This window comes from Cytobacillus spartinae (assembly GCF_042865285.1).
GTDB classification, from domain to species: Bacteria; Bacillota; Bacilli; order Bacillales; family Cytobacillaceae; genus Robertmurraya_A; species Robertmurraya_A spartinae.
The window spans coordinates 1,019,329-1,044,768 of sequence record NZ_JBIACK010000001.1; the positions used below are offsets into that span (position 1 = coordinate 1,019,329).

The 25,440-nt window shown below is 36.3% G+C and carries 34 protein-coding genes and 1 pseudogene; 9 read left to right on the forward strand and 26 right to left on the reverse strand.

Annotated elements, in window-relative coordinates:
• Positions 1-34: 34 nt before the first annotated feature.
• On the reverse strand, positions 35-286 hold the full coding sequence (locus tag ACFYKX_RS05180) for a hypothetical protein (protein WP_389358706.1): 252 nt from the start codon (positions 284-286) through the stop codon (positions 35-37).
• Positions 287-367: 81 nt separating this feature from the next.
• Positions 368-940: a hypothetical protein gene (locus ACFYKX_RS05185; RefSeq protein WP_389358708.1), complete on the reverse strand. Its 573-nt coding sequence runs from the start codon at positions 938-940 to the stop codon at positions 368-370.
• A gap of 83 nt (positions 941-1,023) precedes the next feature.
• On the opposite strand from ACFYKX_RS05185, the gene ACFYKX_RS05190 reads away from it, so the two are divergent.
• Positions 1,024-1,500, forward strand: a complete 477-nt coding sequence (locus tag ACFYKX_RS05190) for a hypothetical protein (RefSeq protein ID WP_389358710.1) — start codon at positions 1,024-1,026, stop codon at positions 1,498-1,500.
• A 48-nt stretch (positions 1,501-1,548) separates the two neighbouring features.
• Here ACFYKX_RS05190 and ACFYKX_RS05195 read toward each other — a convergent pair whose 3' ends face one another.
• The 7 genes and pseudogenes from ACFYKX_RS05195 to ACFYKX_RS05225 form a co-directional block, all read right to left on the reverse strand.
• Complete coding sequence (locus tag ACFYKX_RS05195) at positions 1,549-2,241, reverse strand: class I SAM-dependent methyltransferase (RefSeq protein ID WP_389358712.1); 693 nt, start codon at positions 2,239-2,241, stop codon at positions 1,549-1,551.
• 62 nt (positions 2,242-2,303) lie between these two features.
• Positions 2,304-3,557 (reverse strand): GNAT family N-acetyltransferase, encoded by a 1,254-nt coding sequence (locus ACFYKX_RS05200; protein WP_389358714.1) that lies wholly within the window; start codon positions 3,555-3,557, stop codon positions 2,304-2,306.
• Positions 3,558-3,619: 62 nt separating this feature from the next.
• Positions 3,620-4,076, reverse strand: a pseudogene (locus ACFYKX_RS05205) (GNAT family N-acetyltransferase).
• A 4-nt stretch (positions 4,077-4,080) separates the two neighbouring features.
• A complete protein-coding gene (locus tag ACFYKX_RS05210; RefSeq protein ID WP_389358716.1) occupies positions 4,081-4,893 on the reverse strand; it encodes a DUF2268 domain-containing putative Zn-dependent protease in 813 nt (270 codons plus the stop codon).
• Positions 4,894-4,947: 54 nt separating this feature from the next.
• Positions 4,948-5,343 (reverse strand): VOC family protein, encoded by a 396-nt coding sequence (locus tag ACFYKX_RS05215; RefSeq protein WP_389358718.1) that lies wholly within the window; start codon positions 5,341-5,343, stop codon positions 4,948-4,950.
• Between the two features lie 9 nt (positions 5,344-5,352).
• Positions 5,353-5,802: an SRPBCC family protein gene (locus tag ACFYKX_RS05220; RefSeq protein ID WP_389358720.1), complete on the reverse strand. Its 450-nt coding sequence runs from the start codon at positions 5,800-5,802 to the stop codon at positions 5,353-5,355.
• A gap of 12 nt (positions 5,803-5,814) precedes the next feature.
• On the reverse strand, positions 5,815-6,174 hold the full coding sequence (locus ACFYKX_RS05225; RefSeq protein ID WP_389358722.1) for a VOC family protein: 360 nt from the start codon (positions 6,172-6,174) through the stop codon (positions 5,815-5,817).
• Positions 6,175-6,374: 200 nt separating this feature from the next.
• Here ACFYKX_RS05225 and ACFYKX_RS05230 point away from each other — a divergent pair, with 200 nt between their 5' ends.
• Positions 6,375-6,761: a RidA family protein gene (locus ACFYKX_RS05230; RefSeq protein ID WP_389358724.1), complete on the forward strand. Its 387-nt coding sequence runs from the start codon at positions 6,375-6,377 to the stop codon at positions 6,759-6,761.
• A gap of 561 nt (positions 6,762-7,322) precedes the next feature.
• On the opposite strand, the gene ACFYKX_RS05235 is transcribed toward ACFYKX_RS05230, so the two are convergent.
• From ACFYKX_RS05235 to ACFYKX_RS05285, 11 genes are all read right to left on the reverse strand, one after another.
• Complete coding sequence (locus ACFYKX_RS05235) at positions 7,323-7,670, reverse strand: ArsR/SmtB family transcription factor (RefSeq protein ID WP_389358726.1); 348 nt, start codon at positions 7,668-7,670, stop codon at positions 7,323-7,325.
• A complete protein-coding gene (locus tag ACFYKX_RS05240; protein WP_389358728.1) occupies positions 7,671-8,087 on the reverse strand; it encodes an SRPBCC family protein in 417 nt (138 codons plus the stop codon). It abuts the gene before it with no gap.
• A 153-nt stretch (positions 8,088-8,240) separates the two neighbouring features.
• Positions 8,241-8,885: an MBL fold metallo-hydrolase gene (locus tag ACFYKX_RS05245; RefSeq protein WP_389358729.1), complete on the reverse strand. Its 645-nt coding sequence runs from the start codon at positions 8,883-8,885 to the stop codon at positions 8,241-8,243.
• 137 nt (positions 8,886-9,022) lie between these two features.
• Positions 9,023-9,811, reverse strand: a complete 789-nt coding sequence (yidC, locus tag ACFYKX_RS05250) for a membrane protein insertase YidC (RefSeq protein WP_389358731.1) — start codon at positions 9,809-9,811, stop codon at positions 9,023-9,025.
• 32 nt (positions 9,812-9,843) lie between these two features.
• On the reverse strand, positions 9,844-10,122 hold the full coding sequence (locus tag ACFYKX_RS05255; protein ID WP_389358733.1) for a hypothetical protein: 279 nt from the start codon (positions 10,120-10,122) through the stop codon (positions 9,844-9,846).
• A 68-nt stretch (positions 10,123-10,190) separates the two neighbouring features.
• Positions 10,191-10,706, reverse strand: coding sequence for a GNAT family N-acetyltransferase (locus ACFYKX_RS05260; RefSeq protein ID WP_389358735.1), 516 nt, complete (start codon positions 10,704-10,706; stop codon positions 10,191-10,193).
• Between the two features lie 30 nt (positions 10,707-10,736).
• Complete coding sequence (locus ACFYKX_RS05265) at positions 10,737-12,329, reverse strand: sensor domain-containing diguanylate cyclase (RefSeq protein WP_389358737.1); 1,593 nt, start codon at positions 12,327-12,329, stop codon at positions 10,737-10,739.
• Between the two features lie 144 nt (positions 12,330-12,473).
• On the reverse strand, positions 12,474-13,382 hold the full coding sequence (locus ACFYKX_RS05270; RefSeq protein ID WP_389358739.1) for a helix-turn-helix transcriptional regulator: 909 nt from the start codon (positions 13,380-13,382) through the stop codon (positions 12,474-12,476).
• Between the two features lie 71 nt (positions 13,383-13,453).
• Positions 13,454-13,648 carry a hypothetical protein gene (locus tag ACFYKX_RS05275; protein WP_389358741.1) on the reverse strand — a complete coding sequence of 65 codons (195 nt, stop codon included), beginning with the start codon at positions 13,646-13,648 and terminating at the stop codon, positions 13,454-13,456.
• Positions 13,649-13,780: 132 nt separating this feature from the next.
• The gene (locus ACFYKX_RS05280; RefSeq protein ID WP_389358742.1) at positions 13,781-13,951 is read right to left on the reverse strand and encodes a hypothetical protein; all 171 of its coding nucleotides are present in this window, start codon (positions 13,949-13,951) and stop codon (positions 13,781-13,783) included.
• Positions 13,952-14,007: 56 nt separating this feature from the next.
• Positions 14,008-14,454 (reverse strand): hypothetical protein, encoded by a 447-nt coding sequence (locus tag ACFYKX_RS05285; protein ID WP_389358744.1) that lies wholly within the window; start codon positions 14,452-14,454, stop codon positions 14,008-14,010.
• A gap of 191 nt (positions 14,455-14,645) precedes the next feature.
• Between ACFYKX_RS05285 and ACFYKX_RS05290 the strand changes: the two genes are divergently transcribed.
• The 3 genes from ACFYKX_RS05290 to ACFYKX_RS05300 all read left to right on the forward strand — a co-directional run bounded on the left by ACFYKX_RS05290 (position 14,646) and on the right by ACFYKX_RS05300 (position 17,270).
• Positions 14,646-15,974 carry a YheC/YheD family protein gene (locus ACFYKX_RS05290; protein WP_389358746.1) on the forward strand — a complete coding sequence of 443 codons (1,329 nt, stop codon included), beginning with the start codon at positions 14,646-14,648 and terminating at the stop codon, positions 15,972-15,974.
• A 182-nt stretch (positions 15,975-16,156) separates the two neighbouring features.
• Positions 16,157-16,591, forward strand: coding sequence for a MarR family winged helix-turn-helix transcriptional regulator (locus ACFYKX_RS05295; protein ID WP_389359057.1), 435 nt, complete (start codon positions 16,157-16,159; stop codon positions 16,589-16,591).
• A gap of 118 nt (positions 16,592-16,709) precedes the next feature.
• On the forward strand, positions 16,710-17,270 hold the full coding sequence (locus tag ACFYKX_RS05300; RefSeq protein ID WP_389358748.1) for an FAD-dependent oxidoreductase: 561 nt from the start codon (positions 16,710-16,712) through the stop codon (positions 17,268-17,270).
• 51 nt (positions 17,271-17,321) lie between these two features.
• Here the strand turns inward: ACFYKX_RS05300 and ACFYKX_RS05305 are convergent, their stop codons facing one another.
• Positions 17,322-17,579, reverse strand: coding sequence for a hypothetical protein (locus tag ACFYKX_RS05305; protein WP_389358750.1), 258 nt, complete (start codon positions 17,577-17,579; stop codon positions 17,322-17,324).
• 231 nt (positions 17,580-17,810) lie between these two features.
• Between ACFYKX_RS05305 and ACFYKX_RS05310 the strand changes: the two genes are divergently transcribed.
• A complete protein-coding gene (locus ACFYKX_RS05310; protein ID WP_389358752.1) occupies positions 17,811-18,659 on the forward strand; it encodes a dimethylarginine dimethylaminohydrolase family protein in 849 nt (282 codons plus the stop codon).
• 346 nt (positions 18,660-19,005) lie between these two features.
• Here ACFYKX_RS05310 and ACFYKX_RS05315 read toward each other — a convergent pair whose 3' ends face one another.
• Positions 19,006-19,410 carry a hypothetical protein gene (locus tag ACFYKX_RS05315; protein ID WP_389358754.1) on the reverse strand — a complete coding sequence of 135 codons (405 nt, stop codon included), beginning with the start codon at positions 19,408-19,410 and terminating at the stop codon, positions 19,006-19,008.
• Positions 19,367-20,263, reverse strand: coding sequence for a ParA family protein (locus ACFYKX_RS05320; protein WP_389358756.1), 897 nt, complete (start codon positions 20,261-20,263; stop codon positions 19,367-19,369). The genes ACFYKX_RS05315 and ACFYKX_RS05320 overlap by 44 nt, the downstream gene beginning before the upstream one ends.
• A gap of 471 nt (positions 20,264-20,734) precedes the next feature.
• Between ACFYKX_RS05320 and ACFYKX_RS05325 the strand changes: the two genes are divergently transcribed.
• From ACFYKX_RS05325 to ACFYKX_RS05335, 3 genes are all read left to right on the forward strand, one after another.
• The gene (locus ACFYKX_RS05325; protein WP_389358758.1) at positions 20,735-22,399 is read left to right on the forward strand and encodes a M4 family metallopeptidase; all 1,665 of its coding nucleotides are present in this window, start codon (positions 20,735-20,737) and stop codon (positions 22,397-22,399) included.
• Between the two features lie 205 nt (positions 22,400-22,604).
• Positions 22,605-23,084: a hypothetical protein gene (locus ACFYKX_RS05330; protein ID WP_389358760.1), complete on the forward strand. Its 480-nt coding sequence runs from the start codon at positions 22,605-22,607 to the stop codon at positions 23,082-23,084.
• Positions 23,071-23,580: a hypothetical protein gene (locus ACFYKX_RS05335; RefSeq protein ID WP_389358762.1), complete on the forward strand. Its 510-nt coding sequence runs from the start codon at positions 23,071-23,073 to the stop codon at positions 23,578-23,580. The genes ACFYKX_RS05330 and ACFYKX_RS05335 overlap by 14 nt, the downstream gene beginning before the upstream one ends.
• 25 nt (positions 23,581-23,605) lie before the next feature.
• Here ACFYKX_RS05335 and ACFYKX_RS05340 read toward each other — a convergent pair whose 3' ends face one another.
• From ACFYKX_RS05340 to ACFYKX_RS05350, 3 genes are all read right to left on the reverse strand, one after another.
• Complete coding sequence (locus ACFYKX_RS05340) at positions 23,606-24,049, reverse strand: NUDIX hydrolase (RefSeq protein WP_389358764.1); 444 nt, start codon at positions 24,047-24,049, stop codon at positions 23,606-23,608.
• Between the two features lie 17 nt (positions 24,050-24,066).
• A complete protein-coding gene (locus tag ACFYKX_RS05345; protein ID WP_389358766.1) occupies positions 24,067-24,924 on the reverse strand; it encodes a nitroreductase family protein in 858 nt (285 codons plus the stop codon).
• Positions 24,925-25,081: 157 nt separating this feature from the next.
• Positions 25,082-25,381 (reverse strand): hypothetical protein, encoded by a 300-nt coding sequence (locus tag ACFYKX_RS05350; protein WP_389358768.1) that lies wholly within the window; start codon positions 25,379-25,381, stop codon positions 25,082-25,084.
• Positions 25,382-25,440: the final 59 nt, after the last annotated feature.

Genomic DNA, 25,440 nt, shown 5'->3' on the forward strand with positions numbered 1-25,440 from the left:
CAATGCCTCTGTTTTTTCGATGAGTAGTAACTTCCTACATACAATCCCCTTTATCTTGAAGCCAATCCTTTTCCATTCTATCCCATCCAAATAATGCAAATGCAACACTTATTAGTATACATATCACCCAAACAACTAGGAATTCAAGATAAATAGACTCAAAGTGGAATTTAAAAATCAACTTCAGAATGTAATAATCTATCACTAAAGGTATTGGCAGGACAATTCCAAACATGAGCACAAAGTGGTTTTTCCCTTTTTCTCTAATCTGGCCCCATTTTTCCATATATAGATCCTCCTTAGCTTAAGATTAACTCAAACCGTCCTATATATTAAAGGATAGTTAGTTTTATTAGAACACAACCTGCTATGCTTTCTTCCGCTTCCATATCAAATAGATGATTAAACCAGCAACTAATATGCAAGCGGTAATCCATAATGAATATAGCCATGAATTCTGCATCTTGTTTGTAAGATCAACGACTTTGTTTGGTGTTTCTCCTTTACCTAAAATCAAGATATCCTCCGCCGCAACACTTATTTCAGTCGTTCTATCACAAATTCCTGTACTTAAAGCTTCATTTTCTCCATAAAGCGGAGATTTGTTCGCATATACTAAATACTCTTCGCCTATACGAAATTCAAACCCACAGTCTCCTCCGCCTTGTCCCGTTACGATGATTATTTGAGATTCGGATACTCCCTTCCATGAAAGACTAACATCGAACAACACCTTCTTAGTTACATAACCTTCGAACGACTTTCGCTCTCTTATGTCTAATACTATACCAGTGAATACAGCTTTTGAATGCTCCAGCTCCTCTATAACACTAGACGGTCCCGCACATGAACAGGCATAACCTGTTGAAGGAGCGATGGTTAAGAAGATTAATCCCAGACATAAACATAACAGTGGAACAAGTAGCATTCTTTTTATCATTTTTAATCCCTCCAAGCAAAGAATAATTCAGGTTTTTTTGGGGTCATATTAGAAAATAAGATTTTATAAGGAGCGATCACTGGATGAAAATCACAAAAAACAAGTTTGTAAAATATATATTGACCGGAATTGGGCTAGTAGTACTTTACCTTGCTATCTATACCCCTATCATCCGAATGCCTTTAAGTTGGTCGGAAGAACTAATGAATATAAAAACCTCACAGTTATATATTCCATTTTCTTACAATAAGAGCTATATGACAAACGAATCCTGCGGTAGAAACTGTAGCATCCTTAGAATGCATTTTATGCAAAGAAATCAATCACTAGTGATAACAATTTCAGATGAGGTAAGTTGGGAGGATGATCCTATGTGGCGGAGGGAATATCAACTTTCTGGTACACACTATTATTATCGCGAGGAGCAAAACCACCAATTCCTTTATTGGAAGGATCATTTAAGGGAAATGCAAATAGATTATCAAGGTATAAATGCTTTATCTAAGGAAGAACTTATAAAGATTGCATCATCCATTCATTTACCTTACTCAAAGAAATAAAAAGGAAAGCTCCCTATTAAGAAGGAAGCTTAAAATGGATATCATCAATTATTTCTTTCCAACAACCATCCCTAAAGAAATCCAGCGATCTTGATCATTTGAAATTAGCTCTTTTTCAGCTTCAGAAATATTGTTTTTGTCTCGGTACTCTAACCACCATGAATATGCTTCTTGAAAATAATAACTATCTACAATCTTTAGTCCGTGCGAGGAAAATAAATCCACATTCCAATCCAACGTCGAAAAGCATTTTTGGAATCCTAAGTTATGCTCCGTGTCTATTTTGGCTAGGTCACTTGGCATTTCACCTGGTTTACACATCGGTTCAGCAATGCCGATATGGGCTCCCTTTTTCGCAACTCGTATTAATTCAGTTAGCGCTTTTGGACGTTCATCCCCTATCATTTCAAATGATCCAATACTAAGTATTGCATCAAACGTTTGGTCTGCAAACGGGAGTGACTGTGCTTCTAGCTTTAATTGTAAAACTTGGTTCTCTACACCTTGTTCTGCTGCATATTCCTGAATCTCATTCGTCTTTGCCCATGGTTCAAGGGTAATAACCGTTACATCCCAGTGTTTAGCAATGGTTGTAGCAATTTGGCCTGATCCACCACCGACCTCTAATACACGCATCCCAGGTTTAATATTTAGTGCTTGCACTAAAGGCAACGCCATCTCAAAAGAGCCTGGCCCCCAAGCTTTTGTTTGTTCAATTTTTAAAAAAGGGTTTCCATTCATTGTCGTTCTCCTCTTATTTAAAGATCTTTTAATTTGGGTATTCGTGTAGGCTTAAAACCTCATTAAAATGTTGACATGCAAACTGGTTTTGGGCTTGAACTAAAAGCATTTGTAAGAATATCTACAAATCTCTCGTCTGAGACTTTAATAAGACTATAATGATATAAACTTTTAAAGTTAACACTATTCATCAGTAATGATGAGAAATCAGATATATCTATCTGAATTTCCACCTCATAATCATCGCTTACTTGCAACTCGGCCTTACCTTCACTAAAATGAACCACGAATGATTTATTGTTATCCACAATAAGATTATCATCAATGGTGAACTTAACCTTACAATTTAACGATCCAAATCGATGCTCGCTTAATTGATTAAACATCTCAGGAACATCCACGACTCTATACATTAAACCAACACCAGTCTTGTGACTCTCATGAAAAACGACAGGAATTAAGTGATTCGTTTCATTTCTAGGATCAGCTAATGCAAAATAAAAATCTTCCTCTTGTGTAGTATAGTGAACACGATTGAATTGGTCTGCCTGAGTGTGTATAAAGGTTGAAAGTTCTAAAAAAGCCTCTCTATTCTCATAGACGAGCTCTTTAATGACAAGATCATTGAAGACAAAGTTTTTATCACTTGCTTTCTTATAGGTAAAAACCATATAGCCTTCTAATCCTTTGTCACTTTTGTATCCTACTACTTTATTACCTGGTTGGCTAAACCACATATTTACTTCTCTTTCTGTTTTTTCCATCATCCCATGGGTCTTACTCGCATAACGATTTATACAGTCTAGTAGCAACTGCTTTTCTTCTTCCTTAATGAATTGAAGATGTTGTTTCGTACGACCATTCGGAAAGCTTAAAGGTTCTGTAGAATATTCATATTTCTTGGTTCCGTATCCAAAGCCAAGTTTTTTATAGAAATCGGGTCGAAATGGGTATAAGGCAACAATTGGGATGTTCTTATTCTTATAGAAATGTAGAAAAAATTCTATCATATCTTTCGCCACTTTTTCCTTCTTATGAAGGAGATCGACTGCAACTTGGCCTACTCCACCGATTTGAATCATCTTATTAAAGAGATTCATTGTTAAGTAATGGAATCTCATTCCACCTACAAGCTTTGAGTCTCGGAATATCCCATAGAAATCTACATTCGGATTGTTTTCTTGGATATTTATTGTTACTTGTTCCATATTTTCTTTAAAAGCATCCGATTGCTCCATAATCCCAGGATAAGCGTTCACAACAATATCTATATAATCCTTAATTTCTTCTTGCTTCAACTTTTGTATGGTACTCATGTATTTTCCTCTTTCTAAAAAAATGTGAAAACTGCTTTGGTGGTTCAGTTATTGTAGACATATTATCTGTGTCCATCTTTCCTCGCTTGTATATACCCATAGTAAGCACAGGTTCCATTCTCAGATAGGTCTTTGACTTCAAACCCACATTTCTCATAAAAGCTGTAATTGTTTGCGGAAGTATGAGCAAACCAATCTCCGTGTGGAAGTTTCTGTAGACAAAGTTCCACAAGTTTCTGACCAATACCTTTTCCTCGATAGTCAGAGTGGACAACTAAATCCAGAATAGTTGCAGCCATAATTTGATCGGAAATCACTCTGATTTATCCCAATCATCTTTTCTTGATCCCAAACGGTAAAAGCCCAAGTAGAATTTTTAAAAATAAGAGTGAATTTTTCCTTCTGCCAATTTGGTGTAGTCCTCACCCAACCAGCATCCTTGAACAGTCGTTCTACACCACCAGCGGGTACCCCTTCTGTACCTTCTCTAATGATCAACCCCTTAAAGTATTGATACATTTAATCACCCTTCTTCTTTATAAGTTTGAATTAATGTCATTGGGGGGATTTGCAGTAAATCTTTAAAGGTCGTATTCTTAGTTTTACTCGTAAAGTCTTTAAACAAGTCGTATGCAAAGGCGTATCCAGTCATATATGGAATGCCATTGTCAGGATCTCCAAAGCACAACCTTGCTTTTTCTTGGTCATCTGTTGTATGTAATCTATGTTGGACTGCGTTCCAATAATGTTCTTTGACCTTTGGCGTATAATCATCTTTCCACCATCGTTTATCCCTATAAAGACTAAGACTGAAGTACTCCGCTCCACCCTCCATTTTAAACCACTCTATTAACGAGAATGTGTCCAACGTTAACTGATAGATTGGATTTTGAGGGGTAGCATGATGAAGTTCATGTGCAAGCATTTGTTTAAAAAAATGTTCATCAGGGTTTGGCGGAACCGCAATTTGTATATTATTAGGACCATTTGTAAACCCATTAGTCCAAATAGATTGATCATACTTTTTAAACCAACGAAATGGTAATGCAGGAAAGACGGTAACGGTAATTTCACCAAAGGATAGGTGCTTTTTGACCTCTTCTACAGTCTCCAAAACCCATTTACTTATTTTTTCCTTATCCCACTGATAGGATAGTGCCTCATCTTGTGTTAATTCTTTAAATTTAAATAACTGAAAGCGCTGAGCAAGGTGTTTCCAGTCCTTCATCCACGTTGTCTCATTAACTAGCAAACTTAATGGTTCAGCTAAAAATGATTCTAATTCCCCTCTGTGGTCGAAGAGTTCCTTTGGAGTGATTTGTTTTATGACGGTCAATGCATACATCCCCCTTTTAAAGCATAGCTCATAAGACACTCTCCCAAAAACACTTTAATAGGTTTGTTTAAGTAACTCCTTCACTCTCTTTTGTTCTTCTCCCTTATCTAAGTATTCAAAAAAACCCAGTTGATTTCCCCATGGGTCAGAGAAACTTGCCCACTTAACTGGTACCTCTTTACGGGAATGTATCTCAAAAGCTTCAATACCTAGCTCTTTTATAAGTCTCTGACGTGTTTCTTCCAAATTCGTTGTTCCTAAGCGTAAAGGTCCACTACCGTCTGACGGTATACCTTCTGCAACCTGTAACCAGCATCCAGGGATTAACTCCCATTCTGCAAAGCCTTCGTGTGGAACGAAATCCGGCTTCCTGTTTAATAAGGTTTCATACCAAGGCTGCCCTTCCTGTATGTTCGTCACACGAACCTGTATAGTCATCTCAAATATCATGTAATCACCCTATGCCAAAATTAAATCTTCTTTGAAGGTGAAGCCGAGTTCTAAGTACACTTTCAATAGAGTCAAAGCCTCGCCCCATCCGGTAGCACACTCAATGCAGGCATCCAAATCCTTGTCGGTTTTCGCATAATCTTCTTCTGTAAGTGTCAAGAGGGTTCCTTCTTTAAAAGGAGAAAGTTCAAAATAGACGTTTGTAGTTTGCTCAGCAGGAGACCATTGAAAGACTAACCGTTCATTAGGTATCATTTCTGTAATTTCCCCACCATCTTCAATTACACTATTGTCTATTTTATTCGTCCATCTAAAACGAATTTCACCCTTACCGTCTCCATTCAGATGAATCGTTGTATCATCAGTAAACCATGCATTCCACTCATCTGCGGATAATAACGTTGTAAAAACTTTCCTAGGACTAACTTTTATGTATGTTTTATGCTTAATTGAAGGCAAGATCCTAACCTCCTAATTCATGTTCGAGAACTCAACAATTTCTAGTTGGTTGCCGTTCGGATCCTCAATGATAAAGTAGCGCCCCGGTGGGCAAGGCATTGGCTCGTCAAAGATGACCTTCACGCCTTTATCCTTTAATTGACGAAAATCCTTTTCAATGTCTTCAGAAAGAATTCCGAGTAATACTTGATTTCTACCTACACCAACCGTTTCCACTTCTTCCAAGACAATTGGAACTTCATTATGTACAAGACTAACAATTTTTTCTCCATACTGCTTGGAAACTTTAAAATCTAGAACGTTTGTATAGAATTCTAGTGACTCTTTCAAATCTCTAACTTTAATTGTGAGTACACACACTTTGTTTAACATATTTTCTCCTCCTATTAAGGTGGGGTTTTTAATCAGTTACTTCAAATAAACGTGCTATATTCTCGCTTATTTCACGTTTGATTTATATAGTTCTACATTTTTATAAAGAAACCTCCTAATTTTAAAATTATGGTTCTTTTTGAAAAAATTAGGAAACTAGTATATGATATTCATACTTAAGAGAGTAGGAGAAAAAATAGATGAACATTAAAAAATCTAATCCAACTAATGTTGCACCACCAATTGCGCAATATTCACATGTTGCTGTTATTCCTAGAAACGCTGAACTAGTCGTTTTATCGGGCCAAATCGGAAACGACGTAAATGGTGTTTTACCAGAAGACATCGAAACTCAGTTTGCCAATGCACTAGAAAACATTAAATTGATTCTAAAAAGTGAAGGTTTAGATTTTAGTCATGTTTTTAAAATTAATATTTGGTTTACAGAGAGTATTAATCGAGATTACTATGTTGAAAAATGGAGCGCATTCCACAATCAGTCGCCACCCGCAACAACACTTGCCTATGTAGCTGCACTAGCTAGACCGGAGATTAAGGTGGAAGTTGAGGCCTGGGCTGCAAGGTAGGAGTATTTAAGTTGTGGATTTGTTCGGACAGAATGACCGTTTTTAGTTGTTGATTGTCTTCTGACTGTACTACTAATATTTAGCTGTCCACTGTCCGAAGTTGATGGTACTTCGGACTCTACGGCTATAATTTAATCGGGCTCTGTCCGAACCTGAAGCTACTTCGAACTCAACGGCTATAATTTAACCGCACACTGTCCGAACCTGAAGCTACTTCGGACTCTACTGTTATAATTCAAGCGGACTCTGTCCGAACCTGAAGCTACTTCGGACTCTACAGCTAAAATTTAACCGCACACTGTCCGAACCTGAAGCTACTTCGGACTCTACAGCTAAAATCTAACGAGGCACTGTCCGAATCTGAAGCTACTTCGGACTCTACCCCAATGAATTTAAACGAGTATTGTCTGAAGTCGGATACACTAGCACCGAGTAAATACTTACGGCAACAGAGTCTGAACCCAGAGCTTCCTAGAACAACCGGCTAAGCATAGAAAGTTATAATCCTAAGAGGTAAAAAACAAAAAACCGACAACATTGTCGGTTCTGTTTTATTTTTCCCTACTCTTCCCTTATAACCTTCAAACCTCTATCACCTTCATCTTCAACCATATGCTTTAGCATGGACAACTTGTTATCCCAGAACTGGTCAAAGTATGATAGCCACTGCTTTAATTCTGTTAGCGGCTCTGGCTGCAATCGATAGATTTTCTCTCTTCCAACCTTAGTTCCACTTACTAAATTTGCTTCCGAGAGGATGTTAAGGTGCTTTGCTACTGCGGTTCGACTAATCGGAAAATGTTCTGTTATTTCCGAGATCGGCAATTCTTTTTTTGCTAGTATACGAAGCACTTCTCTTCTTGTAGGATCAGCAATTGCTTGAAATACGTCATGCTTAACAGCTCCCACCTATTCTTCAACAACCTTTCGAAGTCCTTCAAAGACAATTCCATTCCAACCGTTATCCATTCTCTCACGAATAACTGAACTTTGCTCGTTTGCCTTTGTAACGGTATCAATAGAGCTCCATCCACCATGAATGAGTGTGAACTCTGTTTTCCCTTCGACCTCTTTTAATAGGAAAGAAACAACCCATCCATCTGTATCCCATGAAAAAGAAATCTTATTTGGTTCATCAACTTCTAATACTTTGCATGGTGATGGGCCGAAAGGGGATTGAATATGGAATTCATGTCCCACCTTTGGTTCAAAATCGTTAGGCATAAACCAAGCAGCGATTCCATCTGAAGTGGACACTGCGTCCCATACCTTTTGAATAGGAGCATTAAAAGTAACTGTTTTCTTAATATCCTGTAAAGTTTCCATGTTAACTTCTCCATTTCTCACTTTAATATAACACCTTTTGGTTTCACAATAAAATAATATAACACCTTTTGGTTTCATGTCTACTTATTTTGCTTTACTTTTATATTTTTATCCTCCCACCAAAAAGAAAAACACTTCTGTTAGTAGAAGTGCTTAAAGTAGATTAAGTATTCTATTGATTACTTGTTTATCCAATACAATGTTATGCCCAGATATACAAGTATCAAAGTCCATCTCATTATATTTCATGAGTGTTTCGACGAACACCTCTTTTTCAACGCTAAGATTTGGCACCAATTCTTCCAAAGTATCCCCTATGTTGTCACCAGCATGTAAAACTTTTTCTTTTTCATCAAGAACACTTATTGAATCAATCGTATGTCCAGGTGCATAAATAATCCTGATTTGATCTTCAGGAAAATACAATTCTTCCTCAAACACCATATTAGGGAGCTGCATCTTAACCTCACCTTGAACATACTTTTCATTCTTTATGAGGGTCTCTTCCCATGTTGACTCTATCAAGTCTCTACATAGTTTATGAGAAATAATCAGTCCACTTTTTACCGAAAAATTTCCCCAGACATGGTCCCAATGATAGTGTGTATTTATGACAATGATAGGTTTAGGGTCATTTATTAGGTATTCTTTAATCGGCTCCATACTGTCTGAGCCTAACCCGGTATCTATAATGTAATTATAGGTATTACCTAAGATAAGCTGTACATTTAAATCCCATCCCCCTTGTATGCTGTTGGTAAAAAGAATGGTCCTATTCTTTATCTTTTGGATTTTCATCGTATCGTTTCCTCTCATTTCCCTAAATTTACCCTCATTATAAAACACAATGACTGACAACACCGTGTCAGTCATTGTGAAATAATTAAAATTTAAAACGACACCCTATTAACATCAGGGTGCCGTTTCCTTCTAAATTATAGTACTGTACCTTCATGCTGCCCAGCAACTTTCTCTTTCGATGGCGGGTATAACCTCCGTCCAAGCATGGATTGTAAAATTAAGAACCCTCCTCCAACGGCCCAATACAATGGCAGTGCCGCTGGTGCACTGAATGAAAATATCACGATCATAAAAGGCGAAAGCAGCCCGATTAGTCTCATTTGCTTCTGTTGTTCTACTGGTAAAGATGCTTGAGAAACTTTAAACTGTACATAGTAAACAACACCTGCTATGGCTGTAATCCATAGGTCCGGTTGGCCTAGACTAAACCATAAAAAGGAATGCGTTGCAATATCAGGTGAGCTTTGTATGGCATAAAAGAGTCCCATTAAGATGGGCATTTGTATTAACAGTGGTAAACATCCTATGTTTAACGGATTCACTCCATGCTTTTTATAAAGACTGAACATCTCGGCCTGAAGCTTTTGTTGTTCCGCAGCATCTTTTGTATTCTTAATTTTTTCTTGGATTTCCGTCATTTCCGGCTTTAGTTGTTCCATTTTCACTTTCATAACCTGCTGATTCTTATATTGTTTAAGCATAGAAGGCATCAATACGAGCCTAATTAGAATGGTAATGATTATAATCGCAATTCCATAACTATCATTAAACACTACTGCAATTCCATGAATAGCTTCAGCAAATGGGTTGATGAACACGGAATGGAAGAAACCTCCTCCTTCAGTCAATGACTGACAGCCCGTTAACATCATGCTAATAAAAACTACAACAAAAACTAATAAACTTCTTTTACTTAATTTCACTATTCCTTCCTCCTTTTAATCACCTTTGTTGGTTATAAGGAAGAAATAGCACCCTCGTCATCATTATTTGGAAATTGGTATTTTTTTAAAGCTTTAAACAACCTGGATATTACAGGATTTACCCTTATTTTCAGAGTCGTTTCAAGAGGATTAATTTTATCCGTTACTAGGTCAAACGGCAGGTGATCCTCTATAAATTTTTGCCGAGTCTCCACCTGAAAATAATAGACAAAGAAGATACTCCACAAAATACTCGCATAAAGTGTATAAACACTTGGGAGGTTCATAAGATCAAATAATATCTCTAGCAATGGAACACCTCAAATAGTTAGATATCTTAGTATTACGTAGAAACACAAGAATTAGTTTCATTCTTTTTTCATCTTTTCCACTCTTCATCTAGAATGGCGTAATAATACTCGTCCCACCACTTGTCACCGTGAGGAATACATTTTTTGAAAAAGCCTTCTCTCCTCATCCCTATTTTTTCCATCACTCGATACGAACCAGTATTCTCTGGTTGACAAGTAGCAATTATTCGATGTGCACTTAATTCTTCAAATGCATATTTTAATGTTGCAAGCGCCGCTTCTGAAGCATACCCTTTGTTATAGAATTTGGGATTGAACACCCAACCAATTTCATAAGTATGGTCACCGAAACATTTGTAAAACACAATATGTCCAATGAGGGTTTGATTATCCTTTAAAAATACAGGGTAACTCTTAGCATTCTGCCCTACATTTTTATTAACAAACTCTTTTGCATTCTCTTCTGTAAAAACTCCTTCTGGAATGTATGTCATCACAACAGAATCTGACGTATATTCATATAATCCATGCCAATCTTGGGGTTTAAATTCTCTAATAAGGAGTCTTTCTGTTGTTATGTTCATGATAATTCCTCCACCCTCCGATTTCAAATTCTAATTGATCATAATATCTTTCGACCAAATGGTTACACGGTTCTTCCCTTTTAATTTTGATTCATATAGGGCATGATCGGCTAATTGAAAAATTTCACCTAACGAATTTGTGTGTAGTGGAAACTCTGAGATTCCAATTGATATGGTCATCGGTTTCCCAACCGGACTAACGGTCTTCTCCACGGTTTCCCTAATTAACTCAGAAATTTCGTGTGCTTCAGAAAAATGCGTATATGGAAGTAATATAACAAATTCCTCTCCTCCATAGCGGAAACAAATATCGCACGGTCTAGCCTTAGATTGAATGTTGTTTGCTAAGAATTTTATTACTTCATCACCGGCTTGGTGACCATATGTGTCATTTACTGACTTAAAATTATCTATATCAATCGCGACTAATGAAAAAAACCTTCCATCCTGTGCCCATGCTCTCAACACTTCATCTAATTTTCTTCTATTTAAGAATTTCGTAAGTGAATCTGTAGTAGCCTCATAAGTAAGACGACTATTTTTCTCCTGAATCCCATCTATCGCAAAGATAACACTTTTTGTTAAGAGATCTGCTTCTCTATTCCAATGTGAATCATTTTTTGGAACGCTCACATCTTTCCCAGCGGCAAGTTGTTTCACATGATTAGCAAGTTCAAAGAATGGTTTCGCTAGTTTCCTAGCAATAACGATACAAATAATTAAAATACACACAAACGGCAAAAGCATGTACATGATGAGTTTCTTAAGGTGGTTTAGTAGTAACTCGTTAACATGTGAGATCGGTGTTTGCTGCACAACTCCCCACCCTGTCTCAGGGACAGAATTGTATGCAGCTAGCATCTCTACTCCTTGAGTATTCGTTACAATTTTCATCCCATCTTTTCCTTGCATAAGCTCTTGAACTATACTATTTTCCGTTACCGCTTCCCCCACTCTTTTAATTTCGGGGTGAAATAGGAGCTTTCCTTCTGGTCCAACTACATAATAATACGATCCATTATCTTCCATAATGTCGTTACCCAAGATTTCATTCAGAACATTTTGTTCTTGAAGATAAATACTTCCACCTATCATTCCTCTATAATTTCCATCAGTGTCATAGAAGGGCTGACTCATTAATACAATAAGACGGCCTGATGGAGCAATATAAGGTGTTGTCAAAGTGGCTTTTTTTAAATCAAGAACTTCTCTTGTTACCCCGGTTGCTATAGTTTGACCCCTAAGCCCAACTGTAACAGGTGCAATACTTTGAATAACCCCTTTTTCATCAATCCATGACAAAGAATTAAAATATCGACTATTTTTTATTAGAAGGTCTAAATAATCCTGAATCTCTTGATCTGTTAACCCCTTAGTATCTGAAAAGAAGTTTGTTGTCTCTTCTAAACTTATTCTCATCGAACGAAACAAGGAATCAACAGATTTACTCATCTTTTTAGACTTAGAATGATTTTGATGAAGATACGCATCAATTAATGACTCCCTCTGAGATTGATAGGAAGCAACTAGCAAAATTACTGTGGTAAAAATGATTGAAATGGCCACCAAGCTAGTTAAAAGAGTAGAAAGCTTTATTTTTCTAGTTAGAAATGATTTCTTCATATGCTCACCCAAAAACAGTAAATTTAACTACACATACTATACCGTATGTAGGTCGATAATAATAGTATATTTTTCCTATTATTGAAGAAATCACCTAACAATAAAAGGTATCCCAAAACCAAGCTTTTGGGATATCTCTTAAAATTAATGTCGGTATTTTTGATACAATTGCTCCACATACGCTTTCATTTCATTTCGTAATTCAGCTGGATCAATTACTTCACAATCGTTGCCAAATCCTAAAATAAACTTCATTAAACCTTCATTACAAGGAAAAGAATCTCTCACTAAAAAATATTTTTCTTCTACATTCGTAATTTTGTCTTTGCTAAAAAATTCACTTAAATGTGGCCCAAACCGGTAGGTAAACTTTAAAGTTATTTGAGTACTCTGTTGGTCGTAACGATCAATTAACAGCTTTTCGATATCGTCTTTCGATAGCTTCTTCCGATGATAAAAATCACCTAAGCGAACGTCACGGATACGGACTAGTTTGAACCTTCTATAATCACTTCTCAATCTACAAAAACCAATTAAATACCAGTGCCCTTTATAAAATTCAATTTGTAACGGCTCGACCACTCTCTCCTCATCTTCCATATGTCTATTCACGTATTGAATAATGAGAAGCCTACTTTCTTCCATACTTTGATTCATTAAGGCTAATTGTTTAATTAGTTCTTTTTCCATACTAAAATGAGACATATTTATATGAAGGTTCTCTGTAAAGCTACTATTTTGCTTTGTCGTATTCTCGAACTTAAGAAGAATATCATTATAATGAGAATTTTTACCGAATAAAAAATCAAGGTTGTTCATTACCTCAACGAAAATATTTGCCTCACTTTTATTTAAAAAGAGGTTATTCACACGGTACTCATCCATAATATAATACCCGCCACCCTTGCCACCAAAGGAAGCAATTGGTATGCCCGCTTCGCCAATTTTCTCAATGTCCCGATAAATTGTCCGAAGAGAAACTTCAAAGTGATCGGCAAGTTCTTTCCCAGTCACCTTTCCCTTATTCAAAATAATTAAAAGCATGGATAACATTCGATTTACTCTCATTCTTTTCTACCGTTATAAACTTCCTTTCTGTTTTCTAAATCTCGAAGTCTCTCACTTTAAGACTGGTTCTCCTTTGAAAAATTAGAATACTTCAAGACCATGGTAGCACCCGCTGCCGGAATAATCGCTAACCCAATAAACCCTAAATTAAGCTGATTCAGGACGAAATAATCATATAAAATACTCCCCAAAACAATTAGTGCTCCCAAGTACATGACAGAGCAACCTATTATGGTCCATTTTCTATTCATTGATTCTTGCCCCCCTTTTACATGGAATTTATTTTCCACAACCAACGCTATAGTCGTTACACTTTCTGCTATGTAGATTGTTATCATACTTTTTATGATTGATTTCACGGTACTACTCAATTTTGGAAACTATTAATCTTTTTTCTCGTCATTACTAGATTGTTCCTCTATTTTTCTCAAAATTTTCTCTAACAGTTCGTATTGTCTGTCCTGTTTCTCCAAAATCTTATCCGACAATTTTTCTAAGGTCTTAGTAATTGACCATAAGGAAATAAAGATGATTAGGATAACTCCAATATCCATATGGTTCTCCCCCCCTTATTAATTTTAAAGGGACCTGAAAAAGAATCAGATCCAAGTTATTTACAGGAATTAATGGTATTCGATAATACACTTGGCCCTAACTTCTCTTCTTTTGAATGTGAAAGTCTAACTTGGATTATTACATTCTTCATTTCAGCTGTTATAAAATCAAACCTTCCAGCCCATGAGGGTCCAAGGTTTTCCGGTGTTGGATAAAGTGGAAACCGCCAACTAATCTCTCCTGGAATAAAAGCAAGCCCTTCATACCGATCATAATTCCCGTACGAAGACGGTTCTGGAAGATGAACAGCTAAAATGCTCACATTGGTACGCTCAAAACTTTGCGGGATAGGCCTTACTTTATACACTAATGCTGTTCCTTTAGCATACTTCAGCCCTTGATCGACAGGCTCTAAGATTATACTACATGGTAACTTATTAGCATTGGCAATAGTCGGAATCCCAGAAAACAAAATGAGGAAGATCATAATTAGAACTCTCATGTGGCCTCCAAAACATTTTTGTTTATATTCCCCTATTATGAGCATTTGTATCGTTTAAATATGTAGATGTCCCATTCCTTTTCTCATTTTACTACATATGATGTTATAGATTCAGTTAAGGTAGGGGCTGTTTACGATCAGCCATTGTGATCTTTGCCTACTGACTTTAACCATCAAAGGTGTTGACCAAAATGAAAGTAAAAAAAGGCAGATGGAAAATTTACCAACTCCTGAAATCGGACAAAGAACTGTCAAACTATTTACTAGAGGAATCATTACTAGACGAAAAATCCATTGTTGACCTCGTTACTAAGTATAGGGACATTGAAATTTTGCCTTGCTTTGGCTTCGGGAAAATCATTGTTAAGACACTCAAAACCAATCAATATCAAATTAAGAACCATATAAAGAATTTAATGATTCCCCAAAAAGATCAATTGTATAAATCACTAATTTCAAATGAATTCATAAAGGAAAAGAGATTTTATATTGTTAAACCGCTCGACAGGAGTGTGGGCACTTCTTGTTATGTGACACTTAGACGCAAACTATTGTCCTCGGGGTGGAATGTATCTATTCAACACCCATTACCTACAATTCCCCTTAATAATCAAGCCATTACAATAGCTAAACAAATTACAAAAAAGATGGAAGACAATATTGAACCTGACTCAACCTTAGTCATAAAGCTACTTACGCATGAAAAAAACCTTTGGATAAGTGATATTATGGAGCTTCGGCCTTTAAGCAAGTGGAGTCAATATAAATCAGTAACCTCCAAAAAGAAATACAAAGTCCGCTTACCGGATACGGCCATCCTAACGGAGAAATCACTCTTTGATTTCTTGCAAAAATACAAGCAAGTGTTCATTAAGCCATGCAACGGTCAGTGGGGAAAAGGAATTGCACAGATTACACTAAAAGACCATGATGTCTATGAAATTCACTACGAGAAAAAATCAATTGAGGTAACAGGGTTTGTAACGACATATGAATTCCTACAATCAACGTTGCTCCTAAACAATTTTTATCTCGTGCAACAAAAAATTAAACTTGCTAGGATGGATGGAAATATATTTGATATTAGAGTATTAATTCAGTTGGATCCAGATTGCGATACTTGGATTGTGAATGGAGCACTAATTAAAATCGCCCATGATGATTACATCGTCACCAATGTATCAAAGAAAATCCTCCCTCTAGGTGAGGCTCTAGAAAAACTATATGGATCTAATACTGAGCTGTTAAAGAAAAAAGTTGATCATGCTAGTTACCACCTAGCCAATAGATTTCACCATTTATACAAGGATATCACCATAATAGGATTTGACCTTGGAGTAGATTTGGAAGGAAATATTTGGTTTATAGAGGCTAACTTTAAACCAGATATCTCTATGTTCTATTTGTTAAAGGATAAAGGAATGCACGAAAAAATTGTGAATGGAATAAAGAAGAACAAGAAAAAAAAAACTTATGAACAAGTGGGCGATACCCCAACCATTCCTCCCCCTTTAGCATAAATTAATGTTGAGCAGATAAAATTGGCCTTCAACCAGCTATCTTCCCTAAAGGTGCCCTTATTGGCACCTTTTTGTATGCCTAAACATTCAAAAAAATAGGAAGTCTATAAATTGACACAAAGATTAAAATTTTCTATGATTAGTATGTGTAGCAACTAACAACTATAGGGCGAGGGATCATGTTGAAGCTTAGCTTTCAGGATTATATTAGTATTAAATTACATAAGACCGACTTGCATCTAACGAGCTTTATTAAAGCTAAATTGGAACCATTCAACCTTGCTCCTGAACAAAATTTAATTATGATGTTACTTTGGGAGCAGGACGGGATTACCCAAAATCAACTTGTAGAACGCCTGAACAAAGATAAGACCAACATTGCTAGAATGTCTTCGAATCTTGAGAATAAAGGTTTTATTAAGAGAATTAACTGTAAGGATGATCGACGCTCTGTCCGCTTGTACCTTACTCAAGCTGGTAGGGATCTTGGTGATAAGATTATTCCGATTGCAGAAGAGTTTAATGAAATAGTCTGTAGGGGAATATCTAATGAGGAGCTTTCACAGATGGAGAGAATTCTGGCAAAAATGAATTCCAATGTTCAAAAGCAATTATAAATGATTGCTTTCGCTTTTTAGTTGCTATAACAACGAATAGTATTTTCTGTAATATGATAAATAGAAATCATCAGATTCTATTTATCTATTAATAAATATTTTAATGGAGGTATTCCCTATGTATGATATCGTAATTATCGGAGGCGGCCCTGCTGGAGCAAGTGCAGCCCTTTTCGCTGCAAAAGCGGGTAAGAAAACATTAGTGCTGGATAGCGGTAAGAGCATGACAAAGCGTGCTTGGTTAGAAAATCACTACGGTGTTGAAAAGATTTCTGGTCCAGATTTAATTGAAACTGGAAAAAAACAAGCTAGTGCCTTTGGTGCAGAATTCCTTGAAGATTCTGTAACGAACATTACTTCAAGTGAAGATGGGCATACAGTTCAAACAGAAAATAGTGAGTACCAAGCGAAGCATGTACTGTTAGCAACAGGTGTTTTAACAGATCTAGCTGAATCCATAGGTTTAACCGTTGTCCCTGGTACAGAGCCAAGAATTAAATCCATTGTTGAGGTTGATAAGGATGGTCGTACGAATAAAAACGGTATCTGGGCTGCTGGAACAGTAGCTGGTGTGAGTGTACACACGATTGTAACAGCTGGAAATGGTGCAGCAGTAGCGATTAACATTATTAGTGAGCTTAACGGTGAGCGCTACGTAGACCACGATTTACTAAAATAAGCCAAAGGGACAGCGAATGAAAATGCTGTCCCTCTCCTTTTTAAGTATATCTTAATCTTGTCGCTGCCTATAATTCTCCCTAATATAAAAGATCAAATAAAAGACGAGAGTGAAAAAAACAAGCGAAAAAACTAACCATGCTAACCCTTCTACCACATAGCTAGCTCCAAATAACCCCTTATATCCAAAAGAAACACCTACATCTCCTGATGACTCTAATAGTTTAAAAAAGCCATAGCCTATTGCAATCATCATCACCGTTGCTCCAATAGAGAGCTTAACTGATTTTTTTAACCTCTTTGAATCCAACTTCCCTCAACTCCGATTTCTTTTTGGGCATCCCCATTTCAACGGAAACTCGTCACACCTTTATTATAATCAACGAATATACACAAAGTCCTCTAAATTCCACTAAATTTTTCACCATTTAGAAATAGAGTAAAATTCCTAAGTTCTCCTTTAGAATCGGGATTTCCCCTTATATTCATTTTTTTAGAGGGAATAGTAAGATTAGGTAATTTTTTTATAGGAGGGGAAAAAGTGCATAACGAATTATTTTGCTATACAGAATATGAAGCCCTTCAAAAGGTTATTGTATGTTCTCCAACATTCATGAGCACAGGAGAAACAAAAGGTGTTCCAAAGTGGGAAACTGAGCAGATAACCATTGATATAGATAAAGCAATGTCCCAACATGGTGAATTTGTTAAGAAGCTAAAAGAATATGAGATCGAAGTGGTTCCACTTTCTCCACAACCAGAGTTCTCAGAAGGTGTATTTACTCGGGATGTTGGATTCATTTTAGGAGAAAAAATGTTTATCTCAAAAATGGCTCACCCCCCGCGATTTGGAGAAGAAAAGAATCTAATTCATTTACTAAATGATTTAAAAATCCCCCATCAAGATCTTAATAAGGATCATATTGAAGGGGGCGACGTTCTCATCGATCGGAACTGGATTTATATTGGAGAAAGTAACCGAACCCATAAAGCTGCCATTGAGCACATGAGGACATTGCTTCCCCAATTTGAGATTTTAGCACTTCCTTTCAGTGATCAATTTCTTCATTTAGATTGTGTTTTTAATATCATTTCACCCACCGAAGCCCTTATCTATCCAGGTGAATTTGGTAGGGATAATGAAGCTATTCTCGCCACAAGATACGATTTGATTGAAGTGACTCAAAAAGAACAAGCCACCCTAGGAATCAATGTTTTATCAATCGGAAACAGGAGAATTATCAGTCAGCCAATTAATGAAGGAGTCAATAAGCAACTCCGAGCACGAGGATATGAAGTCATAGAAATTGATTTTTCCGAAATTATTAAAGCCGGAGGCGCATTTCGCTGTTGCAGCTTGCCACTTATTCGAAAAATAAATGATGAGTGAGCCAATTAAGTAATGGTTGCTGCAATTATCTTTGTTTTCTAAGAGTTTGGCGGTTTCTTTTGCAGTTTAAAGCGAGTTTCGCGTTTGGTTACTCGGCTTTTAAAAAACTTAACCAAGTTTTGCCCTAATTAACCGACTTTAAAAATATTTAACCGAGTTTTGTCTCTAATTAACCGACTCTTGAAATATTTAACCGAGTCTTGTCCTTAATTAACCGACTTTAAAATATTTTACCGAGTATCACATAATTAACCGGCTTTAAGTTTTCAACCGATTTCTACAACATTAAATAGACGTCAAAAAAGTCGATACCCTGTATTGGTATCGACTCTACTATCTCTCATCGCTATCTTAAAAATGCTCCACCCTTTGACATCTGCTTGCGGACTGACTCAATAATATAATCAATCATCTTCTCTCTCGAGCGCCACTTTCTTACCTTTTGTGCAGGATCTAAGCCGTTTTCGGTAACAATCTTCTTTAACTCCTGTAACTCTAGGGATTTCAACAAGTTTAATAATCCCTCAGGACCTTGAACCTGAAAAATATAAAAAATATCAATCGTAAGCTCTTCCTTAGACTTTTGTTTTGGAACCTTCTTTTTCTTTGTTGGCTCCGGTTTTAATACTTCTCCTTCTAATTCTGAAAAAATATACTTTGCAAATTCCTCGTCTTCTTCTACCCTCTTCGCAATTTTGAGAAAGACATTAGCAAGTTGTTTGCGTACTTTTGGTTCTTGGTAATTCAACATGTCGTAAGAACTCCTCCGTTAAATTTGTAAATGCATCATAAATATTTGAACCAGCCCAACCATATTTTTGCTTTAGTGTATTCACACTATCTGCCTCATAATGTGTGGCATCCGCTGCTTTTGAAGCTAACGGAATTCTTGTGTCAAAGATCCTTGGTAACTCTCCTGCAGCGGCTTGAGAAGTTAGTTTTCTAAGAGTCGAATTATGTCTTGTAACACTGGATCGATACATGGAAGCAATGATGCCTAATGGGGTAACATGGGTACCTGTTTTTCTATTAAAACTTTTTACACTGGATATAATTTGCGGAATACCATAAGTGGATAAGTGGTCTGGAATCGTTGGAATAATGTAATGGTCACTAATGTTTAAACCATTCTGAGTGACGAGACCTAGGTTAGGAGGACAATCGATTAAGACAATGTCGTAGTTTTGTATGTATGACTGAACTGCATTTTTCAACACATCAATCGGTCTAATAAGTGCTGTTTGTCCGATATTGATTAAGCGGTCTTGGATACCTACAAAATCTAAACTAGAAGGGATAAGATGTAAGTTTGTTAAGCCGCCACTTAAATTAGAGCAATTCTTTACAACACTGTTCTCTAGTTCAAACTGACAGGTGTCGTCAATGTGATCTTTGAACAAATGATACAATGTTTCACTAGCTTTATTCTTCTTTTCCCACTCCTCTTCGCCAATTAAGGAAACGGTCGAGTTTGTTTGTGGGTCTAGGTCGATTACTAAAACCTTTAAATGATGTTTAATGACTAGAAACTCTGCTAAAGCAACTGTTATGGTTGTTTTTCCAACCCCGCCCTTAAGGTTAATGATGCTTACAACTTTTGACATGCTTTTCTCCCCCTTACATGGCATGTCATATATATATTCGCAATGGATTGTTCGAATGTCATGAATTTAGGCGATGGTTTTAATCCCTAGTATGTCTTTACACCTACTCTTCACTTTGTATTTAGATGATTTCCAACAAATTAAATTGATATAGTATTGCAGGAATATAATAGGAATAGTGTCCTATCTATCCCCCTATAATTTTACCCTATTAATATAGCGACCTACTTCATACCAAAACCTCCAGCAACTATTCAAAATACATCTACTTCTTTTACAAAAATCCCCAATACGTAATATAAAAGATGCAAACTGCATTCAGATTATTGGATTTATTTACCTATTAAGTAAATAATTTCTTAGTGTTTTTCTATTAGTTTTCTAAAAATTAAAATAATTCTTATTATTCATGTAAATAGATTTTTGTTTTTTTATAATAATTACGAATCAAATAATTAGGGGGTCTAAATATTGAAGAAGAAAATTATTGTACCTGTTGCCCTATCGTCAGCATTACTGTTAGGATCTATTCCTATGAGCAGTGTGTTTGCAAATGAAACTATTTCAGTTACCAGTGTTCAAGGACAAAAAGAGTGGAATGAAAAGGCAAATGTCCCTCTTTTCGTTAAGGAGCGATTCTCTGAAAAGTTTTCCGCTAGTAACTCTAGTAATGCATTAAATTATCTAAAGAAAAACGAAGCTAAAACCGGGTTTAAAGAAGCTAATAAGAATTTAAAAGTGAAAAATGTGTCAACAGATGAATTGGGAATGACTCACATTCGATTTAATCAAACGAAGAATGGGATTCCTGTTGAAGGATCTGAAGTAATTGTTCACTTCAATGCGGATCATGAAGTAGTGTCTGTAAATGGAAGAATCAATCAAACTGTTTTCGATGAGGAAGTGGATACTACGCCTTCTATTAGTGCAGAAAAAGCTATCCAAATTGCTGAGTCTACCGTAAATGCTCCTAAGGAACTTACATATGAACCGACATCTGATCTTGTTGTATACCCTTTTAAAGGGAAAAATCATACTGCTTATAAAGCGAATGTAAATTTTATGGGAGATGCTCCTGGTAACTGGTTTGTTTTTGTAGATGCTAATACTGGAGAAGTCATCGATCAATATAATGCTATTATGCATGCGGATGAAATGAAAACACAACATGGAGTCGGGTTAGGTGTACACGGAGAACATAGGGAACTCCATATCTCACATTTGAAGGAAGAAAGAGCCGGTACTCAGTTCGCATTAGCAGATTATTCTCATGAAAATCTCGAAGGTATTTTAACCTACGATGCTAAAAACGACTGGAGTTCTAGTAATGATACAATATTTACTGGAAATGATGCTGCATTTAATGATGACTACGACAGGGCTGCTGTTGATGCACATTATAATTCTGAGAAGGTTTATGAGTATTTCTTAAATGAACATGGCCGAAACTCCATTGATGGTGAAGGAATGGCAATCGTTTCTAATGTTCACTTTGGCAGTAATTATAACAACGCATTCTGGAATGGTAGAAACATGACATACGGAGATGGTGACGGGAAATTCTTTATTTCTCTTTCTGCTGGTCTTGACGTTGCTGCTCACGAAATGACTCATGGTGTCATCACTCATTCCGCCGGTTTAGTATACCGTAATCAATCTGGTGCATTGAATGAATCATTTGCCGACATCTTTGGTGCACTCGTTGATGATAGTGATTGGGAAATTGGCGAGAACATCATGGCACCAGATGCTAAAGCTAATGGAGTAACAAGGTTGCGTAGCTTGAGCGATCCAAATAGTGTTGTAGTTAGTAACGCACAACGAGCAGCGTATGGAAGTGGAGTCTATCCTGATCATATGGATGAATTTTATGACATGCCTGTGTCGGTTGATAATGGCGGGGTTCATGTCAATTCATCTATTACGAACCATGCGGCTTACCTAATTGGTCAAGACATCGGTAGAGAAAAATTAGGGAAAATCTTCTATCGTACTCTAACTGTTTATTTAACACCTTACTCTAATTTTAGTGATGCGCGTCAAGCTGCCCTTCAATCCGCTGTAGATATTTATGGTGAAGGAAGTGTAGAAGAAGCAGCAGTTGCTTCTGGATTTGATCGTGTAGGAATCTACTAAAATAGTTTTATGAATGCTTGCAAGGTAAATATCCTGCAAGCATTTTTTAATGTGGCTATTCAAACGTATTCTTCCTAGGAAAAGCATCCAAGTCTCCTAACACTTTGAGTAAGGTTTACGTAGAAATGTAAACTGATACTCCCATCCCCATGTTTATATTTTACTTTAAACATGGGTAGACTGGTTTCTAAAAAGGATTGTTTTCATGGCATTAACCATTTATTTTATCATTGCGTGGTTCATTATTATCATCATTTGCTTACTTCCTAGAAAATTATCATTTGTCGAAAATTCTTTTATCTTTTTATTTTTATCTATTGTTATAAAGAACTCATTTACGGTATTTGGTTTGAATTTAAAATGGATTGAAGCAAATATGGAGCCTGAATTCTTCCTAGCATATTTACTCTATAGAACCATTATCTATCCATGCGCTTTACTTTTTATGGTTACGATCTTATATACATACCGAAAAACCGTTATAAGGGTAACAGCAATTCTCTCAGTATCCATTTTTATCTTGTTGGTTGAAAATCTTGGCCAGTGGTTAGATGTATATACTTATACGCAATGGAATAATTGGTATACCATTATCGAGATTGCTGTTTTCTCTATCTTAGCTATATTCATTTCTAAATTGATCATACATTCTAGCAAGAGGACTAAAAACTATGAAAGTATATGACCAACAATTTAATCAAAATGAATGGTTTATTGTGATTGTTTTTGTTGTCTTTTATTTAGTGATATTTTTCATGCCTAGACGCTTTTCATTAACGACCTCAATGACTCTTGTTTTAGTTGGTATCTATATCGGGATGTTATCAGACCATACAATTAGTATCCCCCCGTTTGATTTTTACGACGTAAACGATAATTCATCTTATCAATTTTTCGACTTCTTAACCTATGTCATGTACGGTCCATTTGGTTATATTTATTGTTATATTTATGATTATTATAAATTTAGGGGATTTAAGGTCCTGTTTTATATGCTTTTCTGGGCTGGTATTGCTATGCTTCTAGAATACACGGCAACAAAGCTTGGGGTTTTTCATTATAAGCAGGGGTACCGTCTTTTATTTTCGTTACCAATCTACCTAGGCCTTCTAAGTATCACGTTGTTATATTTTGATATATTATTAAAAAGAGAAAAGAACATATACTTCAACTCTAACTAGTACCTCTTAAAAATTTGTGAAAAAATTACGGTCCCACTGTTAATGCTCTTTTCACCGCCCATTTGTGATGATCAAAAACGAGGAACCTATCAACATCTTTCATACTTATCCATTGAAGGGTATGATCTAAATCGACGGGTTCCTGTATTTTTTCTAGCAGAGATGCGAGGTAAAAATGGCCAGTACTCACAATAGGCTCATTTCTAGTTGATAGGAAGTACAACTTTGCTTCTCCAACATACCTCTTTATCTCTACATCAAATCCAGTCTCTTCTAATAACTCTCTTTTTAAACAACCTTCATCAGATTCATTATTCTCTACACCACCACCTGGTAAAAAATAATGTCCTCTCTTCGTTTGTACGGAAGCAATCAACTTCCTACTCACATCAAAAATCACGGCATAAACCCCGACTCTTTCACAATAATCTAGTTCATCAATCGGTTGACCAAATATGATTTGTTCCATTTCCATATCCCCCACTTCTATGGGCTCTTCCAGCTAACAATATACTCAAAGTTTCCGTTAGGCATATCTATAAGCGTGTCTTCAATTACCCAATGCCCCTCTAGATTCAGCTCCTTACAAGCTGTTTCAAATTGACACATGGCTATTCCCATATCTAGCAATTGCATATCATACCCTAGACTGCTGCTATAGTTTGGAGTATGCTCTATGAAAAAATGACAAACCTTACCACTTTCAGATAGCACTAGTCTCCATGGCTGTTTATTGGATGCAGATGGCCCAAGTCTTACCATTTCTATCGGTGTCTCATAATCACCTGCACGAGTCTTTTCTAATGTCTTCTCGAAGGTTTGTTCATAAAAAAGCTTATCCCACTTCTTTTTATTATCAGCTTTTACAACATAACGTACCGCTTTATCAAATATCCTTTGCTTTTCTTTTGGATAGCCTACTGGAGTTACACACGGAATAAATTCAACCTTCCTGAGAGTGATTTCTTCCTCAAATGAATTACGGCTAAATGTTCCCCCCATCCAACATGTTCCCATTCCCAGTTGAGTTGCAAATAAAACGAGTTTGTGGAAATTGTATGCAAACTCTACAAGGGAATATTTATCGTTCTCACATATTCCTACCACATATGCTTTAGGATTTTTTATAAAGCCATAAGTTCCTAGCTTAATCCCTTTATCTGTAACATTGTTGGTAACCTGTATCAACTCCATTTTACCCTTTCGACCAAAGGGGCCTACTAAGTGAGATTCGCTGCTTATAAATTCCTGGAGCAATCTAATATGCTGTTCGGAAATTGGTTGATTGTCATAGGTTCTAATGGATTGACGCCTTTTCATGGTCTCAATCATAGACTGATTCATAGCGATTTCCTCCAAACATATAGGGATAAATTTTTTGTATAGCCACACTAACCTTACCTACCTTCGTTCTCCATCGTTCCTCTTATTCCGTCTTGTCAATCTACAAAAATAAATTGGAACAAAAAAAGAGCATGACAGCTCTTATTGTACATCAATCTTACTTTAAAATAGAAAGCAGAATTGGCGATAAAATAAATAGGGCTACACAAAGACTGAGAATTTGCGTTACCCTCTTAGGAAGTTTTTCTCTTCCCTTGCCTTTGTACCAACCTGCAAACTGCCACTTATTCCGATATAATATAAAAAGAAAGATATAGACTCCTATCATTGCAAGCATTCCATGTGTTTCCATGTTAATGTTTAAAACGCTATAAAACATCTTAATCAAGGAACCCAAAAGTGCTCCACCTAGAACGAAAATAAGAAGAATTCTTAACAATTCAAGTATTACTCTCAAGTCCATCCCTCCCTATAATATATATATTAACATAGATCATTTCTCTTAAGGAAAAAAAG